Origin of the sequence: Nocardia vermiculata NBRC 100427 (assembly GCF_001613265.1) — a bacterium.
Lineage (GTDB): Bacteria > Actinomycetota > Actinomycetes > Mycobacteriales > Mycobacteriaceae > Nocardia > Nocardia vermiculata.
Window position 1 is genome coordinate 164,077 of record NZ_BDCA01000010.1, and the last position, 14,154, is coordinate 178,230.

General features: G+C 65.9%; 13 protein-coding genes, 4 tRNA genes and 1 pseudogene. 13 read left to right on the plus strand and 5 right to left on the minus strand.

The window, feature by feature from the left end:
• Nucleotides 1–57 precede the first annotated feature (57 nt).
• Nucleotides 58–903 (minus strand): 3-hydroxyacyl-CoA dehydrogenase family protein, encoded by an 846-nt coding sequence (locus tag NV2_RS13850; RefSeq protein WP_067873015.1) that lies wholly within the window; start codon nucleotides 901–903, stop codon nucleotides 58–60.
• 161 nt (nucleotides 904–1,064) lie between these two features.
• On the opposite strand from NV2_RS13850, the gene NV2_RS13855 reads away from it, so the two are divergent.
• The 9 genes from NV2_RS13855 to NV2_RS13890 all read left to right on the plus strand — a co-directional run bounded on the left by NV2_RS13855 (nucleotide 1,065) and on the right by NV2_RS13890 (nucleotide 8,868).
• The gene (locus tag NV2_RS13855; RefSeq protein WP_067873138.1) at nucleotides 1,065–1,874 is read left to right on the plus strand and encodes an enoyl-CoA hydratase/isomerase family protein; all 810 of its coding nucleotides are present in this window, start codon (nucleotides 1,065–1,067) and stop codon (nucleotides 1,872–1,874) included.
• Between the two features lie 9 nt (nucleotides 1,875–1,883).
• A complete protein-coding gene (locus NV2_RS13860) occupies nucleotides 1,884–2,618 on the plus strand; it encodes an SDR family NAD(P)-dependent oxidoreductase (protein ID WP_067873018.1) in 735 nt (244 codons plus the stop codon).
• A 32-nt stretch (nucleotides 2,619–2,650) separates the two neighbouring features.
• On the plus strand, nucleotides 2,651–4,294 hold the full coding sequence (locus NV2_RS13865; RefSeq protein WP_067873021.1) for a class I adenylate-forming enzyme family protein: 1,644 nt from the start codon (nucleotides 2,651–2,653) through the stop codon (nucleotides 4,292–4,294).
• Complete coding sequence (locus NV2_RS13870; protein WP_067873024.1) at nucleotides 4,291–5,478, plus strand: acyl-CoA dehydrogenase family protein; 1,188 nt, start codon at nucleotides 4,291–4,293, stop codon at nucleotides 5,476–5,478. The genes NV2_RS13865 and NV2_RS13870 overlap by 4 nt, the downstream gene beginning before the upstream one ends.
• Nucleotides 5,479–5,503: 25 nt before the next feature.
• Complete coding sequence (locus NV2_RS13875; protein WP_067873027.1) at nucleotides 5,504–6,652, plus strand: acyl-CoA dehydrogenase family protein; 1,149 nt, start codon at nucleotides 5,504–5,506, stop codon at nucleotides 6,650–6,652.
• A gap of 70 nt (nucleotides 6,653–6,722) precedes the next feature.
• On the plus strand, nucleotides 6,723–7,385 hold the full coding sequence (locus NV2_RS13880) for a TetR/AcrR family transcriptional regulator (RefSeq protein WP_067873030.1): 663 nt from the start codon (nucleotides 6,723–6,725) through the stop codon (nucleotides 7,383–7,385).
• A 6-nt stretch (nucleotides 7,386–7,391) separates the two neighbouring features.
• Nucleotides 7,392–8,135: an enoyl-CoA hydratase/isomerase family protein gene (locus NV2_RS13885; protein ID WP_067873033.1), complete on the plus strand. Its 744-nt coding sequence runs from the start codon at nucleotides 7,392–7,394 to the stop codon at nucleotides 8,133–8,135.
• A gap of 215 nt (nucleotides 8,136–8,350) precedes the next feature.
• A complete protein-coding gene (locus NV2_RS31425) occupies nucleotides 8,351–8,494 on the plus strand; it encodes a hypothetical protein (RefSeq protein WP_157102892.1) in 144 nt (47 codons plus the stop codon).
• Entirely contained in the window at nucleotides 8,491–8,868 is a 378-nt protein-coding gene (locus tag NV2_RS13890; protein ID WP_157102893.1) for a hypothetical protein, read from the plus strand. The genes NV2_RS31425 and NV2_RS13890 overlap by 4 nt, the downstream gene beginning before the upstream one ends.
• A 119-nt stretch (nucleotides 8,869–8,987) precedes the next feature.
• Here NV2_RS13890 and NV2_RS13895 read toward each other — a convergent pair.
• The 4 genes from NV2_RS13895 to NV2_RS13910 all read right to left on the minus strand — a co-directional run bounded on the left by NV2_RS13895 (nucleotide 8,988) and on the right by NV2_RS13910 (nucleotide 10,025).
• Nucleotides 8,988–9,061: transfer RNA gene (locus NV2_RS13895), tRNA-Phe, on the minus strand.
• 33 nt (nucleotides 9,062–9,094) lie between these two features.
• Nucleotides 9,095–9,168, minus strand: a tRNA-Asp gene (locus NV2_RS13900).
• A 27-nt stretch (nucleotides 9,169–9,195) separates the two neighbouring features.
• Nucleotides 9,196–9,268, minus strand: a tRNA-Glu gene (locus NV2_RS13905).
• 91 nt (nucleotides 9,269–9,359) lie between these two features.
• Nucleotides 9,360–10,025, minus strand: coding sequence for a TetR family transcriptional regulator (locus NV2_RS13910; RefSeq protein WP_067873040.1), 666 nt, complete (start codon nucleotides 10,023–10,025; stop codon nucleotides 9,360–9,362).
• Between the two features lie 925 nt (nucleotides 10,026–10,950).
• On the opposite strand from NV2_RS13910, the gene NV2_RS13915 reads away from it, so the two are divergent.
• The 4 genes and pseudogenes from NV2_RS13915 to NV2_RS31935 form a co-directional block, all read left to right on the plus strand.
• Nucleotides 10,951–11,023: transfer RNA gene (locus NV2_RS13915), tRNA-Lys, on the plus strand.
• Nucleotides 11,024–11,352: 329 nt separating this feature from the next.
• The gene (locus NV2_RS13920) at nucleotides 11,353–12,318 is read left to right on the plus strand and encodes an acyl-ACP desaturase (protein WP_067873042.1); all 966 of its coding nucleotides are present in this window, start codon (nucleotides 11,353–11,355) and stop codon (nucleotides 12,316–12,318) included.
• A gap of 134 nt (nucleotides 12,319–12,452) precedes the next feature.
• Nucleotides 12,453–13,604 (plus strand): tRNA dihydrouridine synthase DusB, encoded by a 1,152-nt coding sequence (gene dusB, locus NV2_RS13925; protein WP_067873046.1) that lies wholly within the window; start codon nucleotides 12,453–12,455, stop codon nucleotides 13,602–13,604.
• A 186-nt stretch (nucleotides 13,605–13,790) separates the two neighbouring features.
• A pseudogene (locus tag NV2_RS31935) lies at nucleotides 13,791–14,154 on the plus strand (hypothetical protein); the annotation flags it as partial.

Here is a 14,154-nt window from a genome sequence, read left to right on the forward strand (position 1 = left end):
CACTTCCCACCTCGCTGTCATTTCGCTGCCCTCCGAGCGGGCAGCTAGGCACCTCCTTCACCAACCGTAAAAACCGTGCCCCGTCTTGCGCCCCAGCTCTCCCCGTTCCACCTTGTCGCGCAACAGCTGCGGTGCCGCGAACCTTTCACCGAGCGTCGAACGCAGGTAGTCGGCGACCGCGAGCCGGACATCGAGGCCGACCAGGTCGGTAGAGCGCAGTGGGCCCATCGGGTGGCGGTAGCCCAGCTCCATGGCCTTATCGATGGATTCGGCGTCGGCGACGTCCTCCTCCACCATTCGGATCGCCTCCAGTCCCAGCAGCACCCCGAGCCGGCTGGTCGCGAAGCCGGGGGAATCGCGTACCACCACCGGTTCCTTGCCGAGTGTCCGCACCCAGGCGGTGACCGCATTCACCCCCTCGTCGGTGACGTCGACCGGCCGCACGATCTCCACCAGTGCCGAGGCCGGGACCGGGTTGAAGAAGTGGGTGCCCAGGAAGCGCCCCGGTCGCTCGAGGGCCGCGGCCATCTCGCCGACCGAGAGCGAACTGGTATTCGTGGCCAGCACCGCCGTCTCAGGAAGTATCCGTTCGGCTGCCGCGAGTACCTCCAGCTTTAGCGCCATGACCTCGGGAACCGCCTCGACCAGGAGTTCGACGTCGGCCCCGATCCTGTTCACCTCGCTGACGAACGAGACCCGCGCGGTGACGACCTCGACCGTGTCACCCAGCTTCCCCCGCTCTTCGGCTCGAGCCAGGCTGCGGGCCAGCCGCTGCCGGGCCGCATCGAGATCGCCGGCCTCGCACACCGTGACCGTGGCGCCGGCCGCCGCGAATACGTGGGCGATGCCGATCCCCATCCGGCCGCCGCCGATCACCGCAGTTCGGGTGGGAAATGCGCTCATTGTTGCCTCTTCTCCTGGAATCGGATCACGGTTTCATCCCCGCTGACGAATGTGGTCCTTGACACATGATCAGAGATGAATGTACGTTCATTCACAACAAATATCAATTCACTCATCCGGTGGACACGGGTTCGCCGCACCAGCGACGCGAGGGAAGCACCATGGATTTCTCGACCTACGAACAGCTCACCTTCAAACGCCTCGACCAGGGCGTCCTGCTCATCACGATCGACCGGCCGGAGAAGTACAACGCCGCCGACGAGCAAATGCATGCCGAGCTGGCGCGGGTCTGGACGGATGTGTCGGCCGATCCGGAAACCCGGGTCGCGGTGATCACCGGCGCCGGCAAGGCGTTCTCCGCGGGTGGCGATCTGGCGATGGTCGAACGCATGGCGGGTAACCACGAGCGGGTCGCGAACATGCTCCACGAGATGAGCGATCTGGTCTACAACATGATCAACTGCGAGAAGCCGGTCGTGGCCGCGATCAACGGCGTCGCCGTGGGCGCGGGGCTGGTGGTGGCCCTGCTCTCGGATATCTCGATCTGCGCCGAGGACGCCAAACTCGGCGACGGGCACGTGAAGCTCGGCGTCGCCGCCGGCGACCACGCCGCGATCCTGTGGCCCCTGCTGTCCGGGATGGCCAAGGCCAAGTACTACCTGCTGACCGGCGAGATGATCGGCGGTGCCGAGGCCGAGCGGATCGGCATGGTGACCAGCGCGGTGCCGCGGGAGCAGGTACTCGACGATGCGCTGACGGTCGCGAACAAGCTCGCCGGCGGCTCGCAGTTGGCGATCCGGTGGACGAAGAAGGCGCTCAACAACTGGCTCAAGCAGGCCGGTCCGATCTTCGACCAGTCCGCCGCCTACGAAATGCTCTGCTTCATGGGCCCCGACGTCACCGAGGGCTACACCGCGCTGCGGGAGAAGCGCGCACCACAGTTCCCCTCCGCCCAGCCCACCAGCAACTGAGGAAACGATATGAGCGACAACACCATTGCGTTGGTCACCGGCGCGGGCTCGGGTATCGGCCGCGCCATCACCCTGGCGCTCGCCGCCCGCGGCGACAAGGTCGTCGCCGCGGATCTCGATCTCGATGCGGCCGAACGCACGGCCGACGAGCAGGCGGACCGAATTTTCGCCATGAAGGTCGATATCGCGGACCCCGAGCAGGTCGCAGCCCTGCGCGACCAGGTTCACGCCGAGGTCGGTGTGCCGACCGTGCTGGTCAATGCGGCCGGCTGGGACCGCACCGACAAATTCCTCAACGCCACACCGGAATTCGCGCAGAAGGTCGTTGCGATCAACTACCTCGGCCCGGTGCACATGTGCAGCACCTTCCTGCCCGGCATGGTGGAGGCCGGCGGCGGTCGGGTGGTCAACCTCGCCAGCGATGCGGGCCGCGTGGGCAGTTCGGGAGAGACCATCTACGCCGGCGCCAAGGGCGGCGTCATCGCACTGACCAAATCACTGGCTCGTGAAATGGCCCGGCACTCGATCACCGTCAACTGTGTCTGCCCGGGCCCCACCGACACCCCGCTGTTCCAGGCACAGGAGGAACGGTTGAAAGAGGCTCTGATCAAGGCGATTCCGTTCCGCCGACTGGCCCGGCCCGAGGAGGTCGCGGCACCGGCACTCTTCTTCGCCTCCCCCGACGCGTCGTTCATCACCGGCCAGGTGATAAGCGTCAGTGGCGGCCTCACCATGGCCGGCTGACGGGCCGACGGAGATCTCGGAGGACGATTCAGATGTACGACGCGCAAGCCTACCGGCAGTATTTCGAGCACGATTTCACCTATCTCAACGGTTTTCGGCGCAACGTCCACCGCTACGCCCACCGCCCGGCCATCGAGGATCCCCTGACCGGGACCACCCTCACCTACGCCGAACTCGGCGAGCAGGTCGACCGGCTGGCCACCGGTCTCGCCGATGCGGGAGTCGCTCCGGACGATGTCGTGGCCTACCAGCTGTTCAACGGAATCGAGTTCGCCACCCTGTATCTGGCGACCCAGGCCGCGGGCGCGGTCGGCTCACCGATGAACTTCCGGCTGGCGGCCGGTGAGACGTCCTACATCCTGAACTCGAGCCGCCCCCGGGTCTTCGTCTACGACACCGACCTCACCGATATGGTGCGTGGCGCACTGGAGCGCAGCGCTTTTCGCCCACCGGTGCTGGTCGCTGTAGGCGCGGGTGAGCCGCTGCCGGGGGCCGTCCGCTTCGGCGAACTGTTCGCCGAAGCGCCACGCCCACTGGACGTGCACCGCACGGTGTGGGACGAAACCACCCGGCTCTACACCTCCGGCACCACCGGAATGCCGAAGGGCGTGCCGCTCAACAGCATGGCCGAGATCTTCAGCGCGCACGACGTGATCATGCATTTTCCGTTGTCGCCGGAGGACAAGGCGATGAATATGACCCCGTGGTTCCACCGCGGCGGACTCTATTGCGCCGGCCCCAATCCCACCTTCTATCTGGGTTCGTCACTGGTGCCGATGCGCACCTTCGACGCGGACACCACCCTCGACTACGTGCAGCGCTACGGGCTGACCTTCCTCATCGGCGCACCGACCAATCTGGCCATGCTCGCGCACGCACAGGAAGCCCGTCCGCGTGATCTGTCCAGCCTGCGCGGTATCGTCACGATGGGTGCGCCGCTGGAGCGGGAGGCGGCACTGCGGTACCAGAACGTATTGAATCCCAACATCTTCAACGGCTACGGAAGTACCGAGGGATTCTGGAACACCTTCTTGCGGCCCACCGATCTGCCCGCCATGGCCGGTACCGCGGGCCGCGCCTGCATCGACGACGACGTCGCGGTGGTCAAGATCTTCGACGACCGGGTAGCCGCGCCGCACGAAACGGTCGCCAGGGACGGCACCGAGGTGGGTGAGGTGATCGTCCGCTCCCCGAAGGGGTCGAACGCCTACTTCGACTCGCCCGATCAGGAGGCCCGCAAATTCCACGACGGCTGGTTGTATATCGGTGATCTCGCCACCTGGGACGAACAGGAGTTCGTCACCATCGTCGGCCGCAAGGACGACATGCTGATCTCCGGCGGTGAGAACGTGCACCCGGTCCAGGTCGAGGAGGCGCTCAATGAACATCCCGGAGTGAATGATTCGCTGGTCGTAGGCATTCCGGACGAGCGGTGGGGTCAGCTCGTCGTCGCCTATGTCGTGGCCGCCGACCCCGGACTCGGGGTGGCCGATCTGGACCGGCACTGCCGTGAGCATCCGATGCTGTCGGCCTTCAAACGCCCGCGTGCCTACCGGTTCGTCGACTCGCTGCCGGTCTCGGCCACCGGTAAGAAGCTGCACTACAAGGTCACCGAGCAGGCTCGCGGCGATGCCGAAGCCGGACTGTTCACCTACCCGGACAAGGAAAACGTATGAGCGCCACCCGGCCACCCGCATTCGACGCACTCGATCCGCTGAGCCTCGATTCGCTGCTCTCCGAGGACGAACGGGCAGTACGCGACAGCGTGCGCGGCTTCTGCGCCGAACACATCACCCCGCACATCGCCGACTGGTTCGAGGCCGGCGAGCTGCCCACCGCCCGGGAACTGGCGCGAGAGTTCGGCAAACTCGGGGTCCTCGGCATGCACCTCGAGGGCTACGGCTGCAGCGGATCCTCGGCCGTGCACTACGGGCTGGCCTGTCTGGAACTCGAGGCGTGCGATTCCGGGATCCGCTCGTTGGTGTCGGTGCAGGGCTCGCTGGCAATGTTCTCCATCTGGAACAACGGCTCCGAGGAGCAGAAACAACGCTGGCTTCCGGGCATGGCCGCGGGCGAGACCATCGGCTGCTTCGGTCTGACCGAGCCCGATGTGGGCAGTGATCCCTCGGCGATGCAGACCCGCGCCGTGCGCGACGGCGACGACTGGATCCTCAACGGCCGCAAGATGTGGATCACCAACGGCTCGATCGCCGACGTCGCGGTGGTGTGGGCGAACACCGGCGAGGGTATCCGCGGCTTCATCGTGCCGACCGATACCAAGGGTTTCACCGCCCACACCATCAAGCACAAACTCTCACTGCGCGCCTCGGTCACCAGCGAGCTGGTTCTCGACGACGTGCGGCTGCCCGCCGAGGCGATGATGCCGGAGGGCAAGGGGGTGAAGGCACCGCTGTCGAGCCTGTCCGAGGCGCGCTACGGCATCATCTGGGGCTCGATGGGTGCCGCACGCTCCGCGTGGGAGGCGGCCCGCGACTATTCGATGCAGCGCAACCAGTTCGGCCGCCCGATCGCCGGATTCCAGCTCACCCAGGCCAAGCTCACCGATATGGCGGTCGAGCTGCACAAGGGGCAGCTGCTTTCGCTGCATCTGGGCCGGCTCAAGGATTCGGTGGGGCTGCGCCCCGAGCAGGTGAGCTTCGGCAAGCTCAACAACACCCGCGAGGCCATCGAGATCTGCCGCACCGCGCGAACGGTGCTGGGCGGCAACGGCATCTCACTGGAGTACCCCATCATCCGGCACATGGTGAATCTGGAGTCCGTCCTCACCTACGAGGGGACCCCGGAGATGCACCAGCTGGTACTCGGTCAGGCCTTCACCGGCCAGAACGCCTTCCGCTGACATATTTTCGACAAGAGGTCATTCGATGAACGCACGACTGGAGTACGACTCCGAGCATCGCCAGTTCCGGCAGGTGGTCCGAGACTTCGTGCAGCAGGCGGTGGTCCCGGTGCACGAGGACTGGGAGCAGGCCGGCTGCCTGGACCGTTCCCTGTTCACCGAGGCGGGCAAGCTCGGCCTGCTGGGGTTCCCGGTGCCGGAACGGTTCGGCGGGCCCGGAGTCGAGGATTTTCGCTATCACGCCATCGTGATCGAGGAGATCACGTGTGTCGGTGCAGCATCGGCCGGAATCGCTTTCTCGCTGCAGAACGATGTGGTGCTGCCCTATCTGACCGATCTCACCGACGACGAGCAACGGGCCCGCTGGCTACCCGGAGTGGTCACCGGACAGACCGTGCTCGGCATCGCGATGACCGAGCCGGGCACCGGAAGCGATCTGACCGGCATCCGCACCACCGCGGTGCGCGACGGCGACGAGTACATCGTCAACGGCAGTAAGACCTTCATCTCCAACGGCCAGAACGGTGATCTGTTCGTGGTCGCGGTGCGGACCGGGCCGGAGAAGCACAAGGGCCTCACCCTGCTGGTGGTCCAGGCCGATACGCCCGGCTTCGACCGGGGCCGGAATCTGGAGAAGATCGGCCTGCACGCACAGGACACCAGCGAACTGACCTTCACCGATATGCGAGTGCCGGTGGCGAACCGGCTGGGCACCGAAGGCGAGGGCTTCTACCAGCTGGTGCGGAATCTGCCCCAGGAGCGGTTGTCACTGTCGATCGGCGCGATCGCCGCGGCAGAGGGAGTGCTGGCGCAGACCCTCGACTACGTCCGTGAGCGCAAGGCGTTCGGCAGCCCGGTGTCCTCGTTCCAGAACACCCAGTTCGTCCTCGCCGAATTGGATACCGAACTCGACATCGCGCGCACCTACCTCGACGATTGCCTGGCCCAGCACCTCCGTGGTGAACTCACCGCCGCCCGTGCCGCCCGGCTGAAGTGGTGGGCCACCGAACTACAGATGCGGGTCGCGGATCGATGCCTGCAACTGCACGGTGGCTACGGCTACATGCGTGAGTACGCGGTCTCGCGAGCCTTCGTCGACGCCAGGATCCAGAGCATCTACGGCGGCACCACCGAGATCATGAAGACCATCATCGCGAAGGACCTGGGCATCTGATCGATGATGCATCACCCTACAGTTGGGTGAACCATCGTTCATTCGACTGCAGACAACGGAAGGTAACCCGATGGCGAAGAGAACCGCACCGATGGAACTCGAGGAAGCGGTGCGGGCGGTCCGGACCAGCTCCCGGCAGCGTCAACTGCTCAATGCGGCCGTCACCGTCATGCAGACCACGGGTTTCCATCAGATGTCGATGCAGGCGCTCGCCGATGAGGCCGACGTGAGTGTCGGCCTGATCTACAAGTACTTCGGCGGGAAGGAGGAGCTCCTGCTCGCCGCCATCGTCGATATTCTCGACTCCTTCCGTGACGAACTACATCCGGCCATGGCGGCCGTCGGCGACGATCCGGTGCAACAACTGGTAGCCGGCTTCCGCCGCTACGTCGAGATCGTGGACGAGAACCTCGACGCAGTCGTGCTCACCTACCGGGAGAGCCGGACGCTGGACCCGCAGGGCCGCGAACGGATCAAGGAACTCGAGGTCGAGACCTCCGCACCGCTGCGCACCGCCATCGAGGCGGGGATCGCCGCCGGGGTGATGAACGATCTCGACCCGGATCTGGTGGTCTTCAATCTGCTGATGCTGGCCCATGCCTGGGCACTCAAGCATTGGCATTTCGCGCCGCGCTACACCGTCGAGGAGTACATCGGCGCGCAGCTGCGCTTCGTGCTCCCCACCCTGCTGACTCCCGGCGCCGCGCCCGACTACCGAACGCTCGTGGAGTGAACAACTGTGACAGCCATCGCATCTCGTAGCGGCGCCCTCGGTGTCGTCACCCTGGACCGGGCTCCGGTCAACGCCTTCGACGACGCACAGATCGACGCATTCGGCGCCGCCGTCGCCGAACTCGCCGTAGACCCCGAGGTCGGCGCGATCGTGATCCGCAGCGCCCGCAAGGTGTTCTGCGCCGGCGCCGATATCGCGATGATGGACTCCTGGCGCGATCTACCCGACCGCGGAGCCCGACTGGTGCGGTTCTGCGAGCGGCTGCAACAGGCCTTCGCCGCGCTCGAATCCGCGGGCAAACCCACGATCGCCGCGATCGACGGCGCGGCCACCGGCGGTGGTTTCGAACTCGCGCTCGCCTGTGATTTCCGTATCGCCCGCCACGGCGCGAAGCTCGGACTGCCCGAGGTCGGCATCGGCCTGCTTCCCGGCGCGGGCGGCACTCAGCGCCTCACCCGCCTGGTCGGACCGGGTTCCGCCTACCGGCTGATCCTCGGCGCGGAACTGGTCGACGGATCGACCGCAGCCCAGCTGGGCCTGGTGCACCACGCCGTGGACGATGTGCCCGCGGCGGCCACCGAACTGGCCGAACGCCTCGCCGGGATGCCACCCGCCGCGTACGCCGCCGCGAAGCGTTGTATCGATGCAGCGTCCACCGACGCCGGGTACGCGCTGGAGCGCAGCGAGATCGGCGCGCTGATCGGCACGGAGGAAACCGCGCGCCGGTTGGCGCAATTCACGGCACGGTAGCCCCCGTCCGGGTCCGACCTGTTGGTCGGCTCCCCTGTCTCACTTGCAGCCCCGGCTGATGTACCGGCTGCGCCCGGTCGCGACAAACCGACCGGACCTGCTGTTTGAGTGAATTGATATTTGATATGAATGAACCTACATTCACCATGTGTCAATGAACACACCCACACGACAGGCGTGAACCGACCATCCGATTCCCGGGAAGAGAGACCGGTATGTCGACGCTCATCATCAGCTGCCTCGTCCTGGCTCCCGTCGTCTACGGCCTGATCGTGATGTGGCCGCGACGGATTCCGCCGCACCGCACCACCTCCGCGCTCCGGCGCAGCCTCGAGCACACGCCTCCGAATCACGAGTGAGGACAACCATCGACATCGAACCCGCACCCCACGCCATGGGATATGTCTGCCTGGACCTGGTGGCCGGCCTGGAGCTGCCGGACCGTCGCGCGGCCCGGGTAGCGACCCGCCTCGGCTACACCTACCTCGGGCTGCTGACGAACTCCACCTTCATCACTCCGGCAGCTCTGCTGCACCAGGTCCTCGACTACGAGATCGAGCTGCTGATCGTCCCCGATTTCGACCACCTGCGTGGCCACGTCCCACCCGAGCTCGCCGATCTGACCGATATTCACGAGCTGACGACCGGGCGGACATTCGAGCGGGGCGGTGGTTACGCCCCCGAGGGCGGTCCGAGAAACCCGTTGCACGGCGATCGACACCGCTCGGCCTGATCCGATCGAACCACGGGGTCACATCCCCGTGGTGACGATAATCACTCCGTTACCGGCCCCCGGCGATACCGACCGGGCGCACGAAAAATCCCCTCGACCGTGATCGAGGGGATTGACAGTGGCCAAGGCCGGGATCGAACCGGCGACCTTCCGCTTTTCAGGCGGACGCTCGTACCAACTGAGCTACCTGGCCGGAGGCACCCGTACCGAATGCCATACAACTAAGCGACCCTGACGGGACTCGAACCCGCGACCTCCGCCGTGACAGGGCGGCGCGCTAACCAACTGCGCCACAGGGCCTTGCATGCTCCAACGGTGTTACCACCGTACCCCCTACGGGATTCGAACCCGCGCTACCGCCTTGAAAGGGCGGCGTCCTAGGCCGCTAGACGAAGGGGGCCCGCCGGATCTCTCCGGTCCGTACCTCAACGGCTTCCGTTGGGAGCTCGCATAGCTTATGACAGGGTTTGCGGAAAACCCAAATCGGCTGGTCAGAGGCTCAGATTGAGGTCTTCCAGGCGCGCCGAGGCACGCCAGCCGTTCCGGCCGAACTCGTCGAGCCATTCCGGGGTGGCCATCGACTCGATGATGACCTCCAGCGCCTCGGTGAACCGGGTGCGCAGACCGACCCCGCCGCCGAGCAGGTCGATGATGTAGCGCTGCCCGGCCAGTGCGGCCGCGAGCGTCCGGGTGAAGCGGTCCGGATCGGCATCCAGACGCAGCTGTTTGCGATCGACGGCGCGGACCGCGAGCTGGCGGACCGAGCGGCCGATGATGCGGCTGCCACCGGCACGGGCATCGGAATAGAACTCCGGCTCGATCACGAGCCGGAACTCCGCCTGGGTGATGATGTCGTTCTCCAGCCGCAGCGCGACTTCGTCGACCATTCCGTGCAGGATGTCCAGCGGTTCGAGATCTGTTCTGTGCACCCACCTTTCGATGGTGTCGCGGTACCGCTCGACGGCGGCCTCCAGCACCGCCCGAGCCAGATCCTCTTTGGAATCGAAATGGAAGTACATGGCGCCCTTGGTCGCGCGCGACCCTTCCAATATGCGATTCAGTGATGCGGCGGCATAGCCGCTCTTCCCGAATTCAACGGCGGCGGACCTGATGATCGCCGCCCGTGTCCGGCGGGCCCGCTCTTGTTGCCGTGCCATGCTCGAAACGCCTCCGAAGATGCTTGACGCCGGTTGAACCGGCGGACCGGTACTCGACGAGAAGTTATTAGATTTTCAAATACCGGAACACAGGCCGAAGCCCGTTTTCCAGACCTTTTGCACGAAAATTCGCAGGAATACCTGAAACACACCAGCTGGTATAGTTTCGACGTCCGGGTGCGCTGCAGGGGGTGCGCACCCGGACGTTTCATTCGTCTCGGATCCGCCTCCCGCGAAGTCGCGCTCTCGGACTACCGCGACCCGGCCGGTCACGGCACACTCGGACATAACAACCTTCGGCCGATTCCCAACTGCGGGAGGATCTCCCGGTTTCGCCGGAATGCGCCAAGCGGTCACCGTACCTCGATTCCGGGCCCGACGTGCCATGTACCGATGAGTTACTTCACCACCAACGATGCCACTCGCGGCATTCGCCCGATCTGTCGGCGTACCCGAACTTCGCGCGGCGAATATCTGTTCGTCGCAGCAATGTTCACCACCGGGTGCCGGTATCGCTGCTTCCCGGATCAGCCGGACCACTACGCCCGGCCACGGGGCAGAGCCGTCGACACGATCACCTCCCGTACCAAATATGTTGCCACGCACTGCGTTTGGACAATGTTTCCATACTTCTGCGCTGAAACAAATTGCTGAGCAAGGAGATTGCCCGCCGTTCTGCGGGGAATACGCCGGACCGACCACATCACCCGCGCCGATCCGTTCGGCCATATCCCACACCACCCGAACGACTGATACCGCACGGACATCACTGAGCGGGACGGCACCCCGGCGCGGCATGCGACACACCGCTCGCCCGACCGACACCCCGGCCCACCGGCTCGACCAGCACGAAACCCCTACCCGCCGCACGGCTCGGACGCCGGTTACCACTTCCGGGCCCGGAACATTTAGACTTGCGCACCGCGCCCCTATAGCTCAGTTGGTAGAGCTACGGACTTTTAATCCGCAGGTCCCAGGTTCGAGCCCTGGTGGGGGCACACCGGCAGGCCGGAGCCATCCGCTCCGGCCTGCCGTCGTTACACGGCGGCCGAGCACCGTTCGGCCCACCACATGTCGACAAGATCAACCGCGGGCTAACGTTCACCGCTCTCCGGCGATAGACGAGCACGCACAGGTTCCACACTTACAATCGGCACGGTCGGGACATGTGCCAACCACCCCCCGGAAGTCGTGGCACCGACGCTGTGACTCACACCGGTGCGCTTCGCATCACACCTACGGTGCCGTAAGGTATGAACCGCGGCGGCACCGGCCACAAGGGGGGCGACACCAGCAATATCGCAGGACAACATCGAAGGGCGTATGTATGGCAAGGGATCTGACTCAGCTCGAGCTACTGACGGAGTTGGAGCCGGTTGCCGAGGAAAACGTCAACCGGCATCTCTCCATGGCCAAGGAATGGCATCCGCACGATTACGTGCCGTGGGAGCAGGGCCGCAACTTCGCCGCGATGGGCGGCGTGGATTGGGATCCCGAGCAGTCGAAGCTCGGCGAGGTCGCCAAGGCCGCGATGATCACCAACCTGCTCACCGAGGACAACCTGCCCTCCTATCACCGTGAGATCGCCGAGAACTTCTCCCAGGACGGCGCCTGGGGCACCTGGGTCGGCCGCTGGACCGCCGAGGAGAACCGCCACGGCATCGTGATGCGCGACTATCTGGTCGTGACCCGCGGCGTGGATCCGGTAGCCCTCGAGCAGGCGCGAATGGTCCACATGACCAACGGTTTCGCCTCCCCCGCCGAGGCCGACGCGGGCTTCATGCATTCGGTCGCCTATGTGACCTTCCAGGAGCTGGCCACTCGGGTCAGCCACCGCAACACCGGCAAGGTGTGCGACGACCCGATCGCCGACCGCATGCTGCAGCGCGTCGCCGCCGACGAGAACCTGCACATGATCTTCTACCGCAATATGTGCGGTGCGGCGCTGGACCTGGCACCCGACCAGGCGCTCGACGCGATCACCCTGATCCTGGAGAACTTCCAGATGCCCGGCGCCGGCATGCCCAACTTCCGGCGCAACGGTGTCCTGATGGCCAAGCACGGCATCTACGACCTGCGCCAGCACCTCGAAGAGGTCGTGCAGCCGGTACTCAAGAAGTGGCGCATCTTCGAACGCGACGATTTCACCGCCCGCGGTGAACAGACCCGCGAGCGCCTCGGCCTCTTCCTCGAGAAGCTGGGCCAGGACGTCCTGAAGTTCGAAGAACAGCGCGACCGCATGCTGGCCCGCGAGGCCGCCAAGCGCGAGCGCGATCTCGCCGCAGCGCGCTGATCCGCGCCGAGCACCTCGCGCGCTGAGCGCACCGAGCACATGAACGGGGCCGGCACCCACGGGTGCCGGCCCCGCCGTCTACGCGGGCACCCTGTGACCCTGCGCACTGCCACACGGATGGGACACTGGAGCGCGTGACCGCGGTACTCGACACCAGAACCGGATTACGGATCGGCCCCTACACCGTCGACCCGCCCGTCGTGCTCGCCCCGATGGCCGGCATCACCAACGTCGCATTCCGCAGGTTGTGCCGGGAATTCGGCAGCCGGACCTCGATCTACGTCTGCGAGATGATCACCGCCCGCGCAGTGGTCGAGCGGAACGAGAAGACGCTGCACATGATGTCCTTCGACGCGGACGAGTCACCACGGTCGATGCAGCTCTACGGGGTGGACCCGAAGACTCTCGGCGAGGCGGTACGCATCATCGTCGGCGAGGGCTGGGCCGACCACATCGACGTGAATCTGGGCTGCCCGGTGAAGAAGGTCACCCGGCTCGGCGGCGGTGCCGCATTGCCCTACAAGCGGCGGTTGTTCGCCGAGATCGTCCGCGAGATGGTCGGTGCGGCCGATCCCGCGGGGGTTCCGGTGACCTTCAAATTCCGCATCGGGATCGACGAGGACCACCACACCTATCTCGATACCGGCCGGATCGCCGAGGCGGAGGGTGCGGCCGCGGTATCACTGCACGCGCGCACCGCGGCACAGTTGTATTCCGGCGTCGCCGACTGGTCCGCGATCGCGCGGCTCAAAGAGGCCGTCACCACCATTCCGGTACTGGGTAACGGCGATATCTTCTCTGCGGACGACGCGCTGCGGATGATGGCCGAGACGGGCTGCGACGGCGTCGTGGTGGGCCGCGGCTGCCTCGGGCGGCCGTGGCTGTTCGCCGAACTCAGCGCCGCACTGCGCGGGGAGCCCGTCCCGGAGGGGCCGCGCCTGGGCCGGGTGGGCGAAATTCTGGACCGGCACGCCACCCTGCTCGTCGATCACGACGGCGAAGACAAGGCGATGCGCGATATCCGCAAGCATATGGCCTGGTACTTCATGGGCTTTCCGCTCGGTTCCCAGCTGCGGCGCAGCTTCGCCACCGTGAGCAGTCTCACTCGGCTGCGTGAGCTGATCGAGCAGTTACCGCCGGAGGTCCCGTTCCCCGCCGAGGCTCAGGGCCCGCGCGGGCGGCAGGGCTCGCCGGCGACGAAAGTCGTCCTCCCGGAGGGGTGGCTCGACGATCCGGAAGACCCCACTGTGCCGGCTGCGGCCGATGTAATGCACAGTGGCGGCTGAAAATTCGAGCTACTGACCTGCACCGATCAGTATTCCCGGTTTAGAAGTGGCCTACTGTGGCGTAATCGTTATCATGGCTGAGGCCGAATCGAGACGGATGTGACCGCGGCTACGGTCATCGGGCCATTACCCGGCGACGGAATCGACAACGCCGGTCGTTGCAGCAGAGTGAAGTGAGGTTCGTTGGTGGGTGACGATCGACGCGGGCGTTCGTCCAGGCCCGGAGGTCGCGCCCCCTGGGAGCGTGGCGCACCCCCAGGCTCCGATGACGCCGGCACCCATCACAATCGGCACGCGGACGAATCCGGCGGCACCAATCCGCCGAACAGTTCCGCCCCGCTCACCGTTCATGATCTGGTGCAGCGTGTCGACAGTGAGCGAGTGGCCCGCCGCCGCAAGGACGACAGCTCGGGCAAGCGTCGCGCCACCGACGAAGGCCCGCAGAACGATGGCGGTGGTCGCCAAGGGGGAAACCGGAATCGTGCCGCCGCCGGCGGTGCCAGGCCGGCGCCCGCCACCGGCGCGTCCCGGTCGGCCCCCCCTGCCGGCG

Coding starts and splice junctions, on each gene's coding strand:
- NV2_RS13920 (WP_067873042.1), top strand. CDS start 11,353: ATGGCAAGGGATCTGACTCAGCTCGAGCTACTGACGGAGTTGGAGCCG.
- NV2_RS13850 (WP_067873015.1), bottom strand. CDS start 903: ATGAGCGCATTTCCCACCCGAACTGCGGTGATCGGCGGCGGCCGGATG.
- NV2_RS13870 (WP_067873024.1), top strand. CDS start 4,291: ATGAGCGCCACCCGGCCACCCGCATTCGACGCACTCGATCCGCTGAGC.
- NV2_RS13875 (WP_067873027.1), top strand. CDS start 5,504: ATGAACGCACGACTGGAGTACGACTCCGAGCATCGCCAGTTCCGGCAG.
- NV2_RS13865 (WP_067873021.1), top strand. CDS start 2,651: ATGTACGACGCGCAAGCCTACCGGCAGTATTTCGAGCACGATTTCACC.
- NV2_RS13860 (WP_067873018.1), top strand. CDS start 1,884: ATGAGCGACAACACCATTGCGTTGGTCACCGGCGCGGGCTCGGGTATC.
- NV2_RS13855 (WP_067873138.1), top strand. CDS start 1,065: ATGGATTTCTCGACCTACGAACAGCTCACCTTCAAACGCCTCGACCAG.
- NV2_RS13880 (WP_067873030.1), top strand. CDS start 6,723: ATGGCGAAGAGAACCGCACCGATGGAACTCGAGGAAGCGGTGCGGGCG.
- NV2_RS13910 (WP_067873040.1), bottom strand. CDS start 10,025: ATGGCACGGCAACAAGAGCGGGCCCGCCGGACACGGGCGGCGATCATC.
- NV2_RS31425 (WP_157102892.1), top strand. CDS start 8,351: ATGTCGACGCTCATCATCAGCTGCCTCGTCCTGGCTCCCGTCGTCTAC.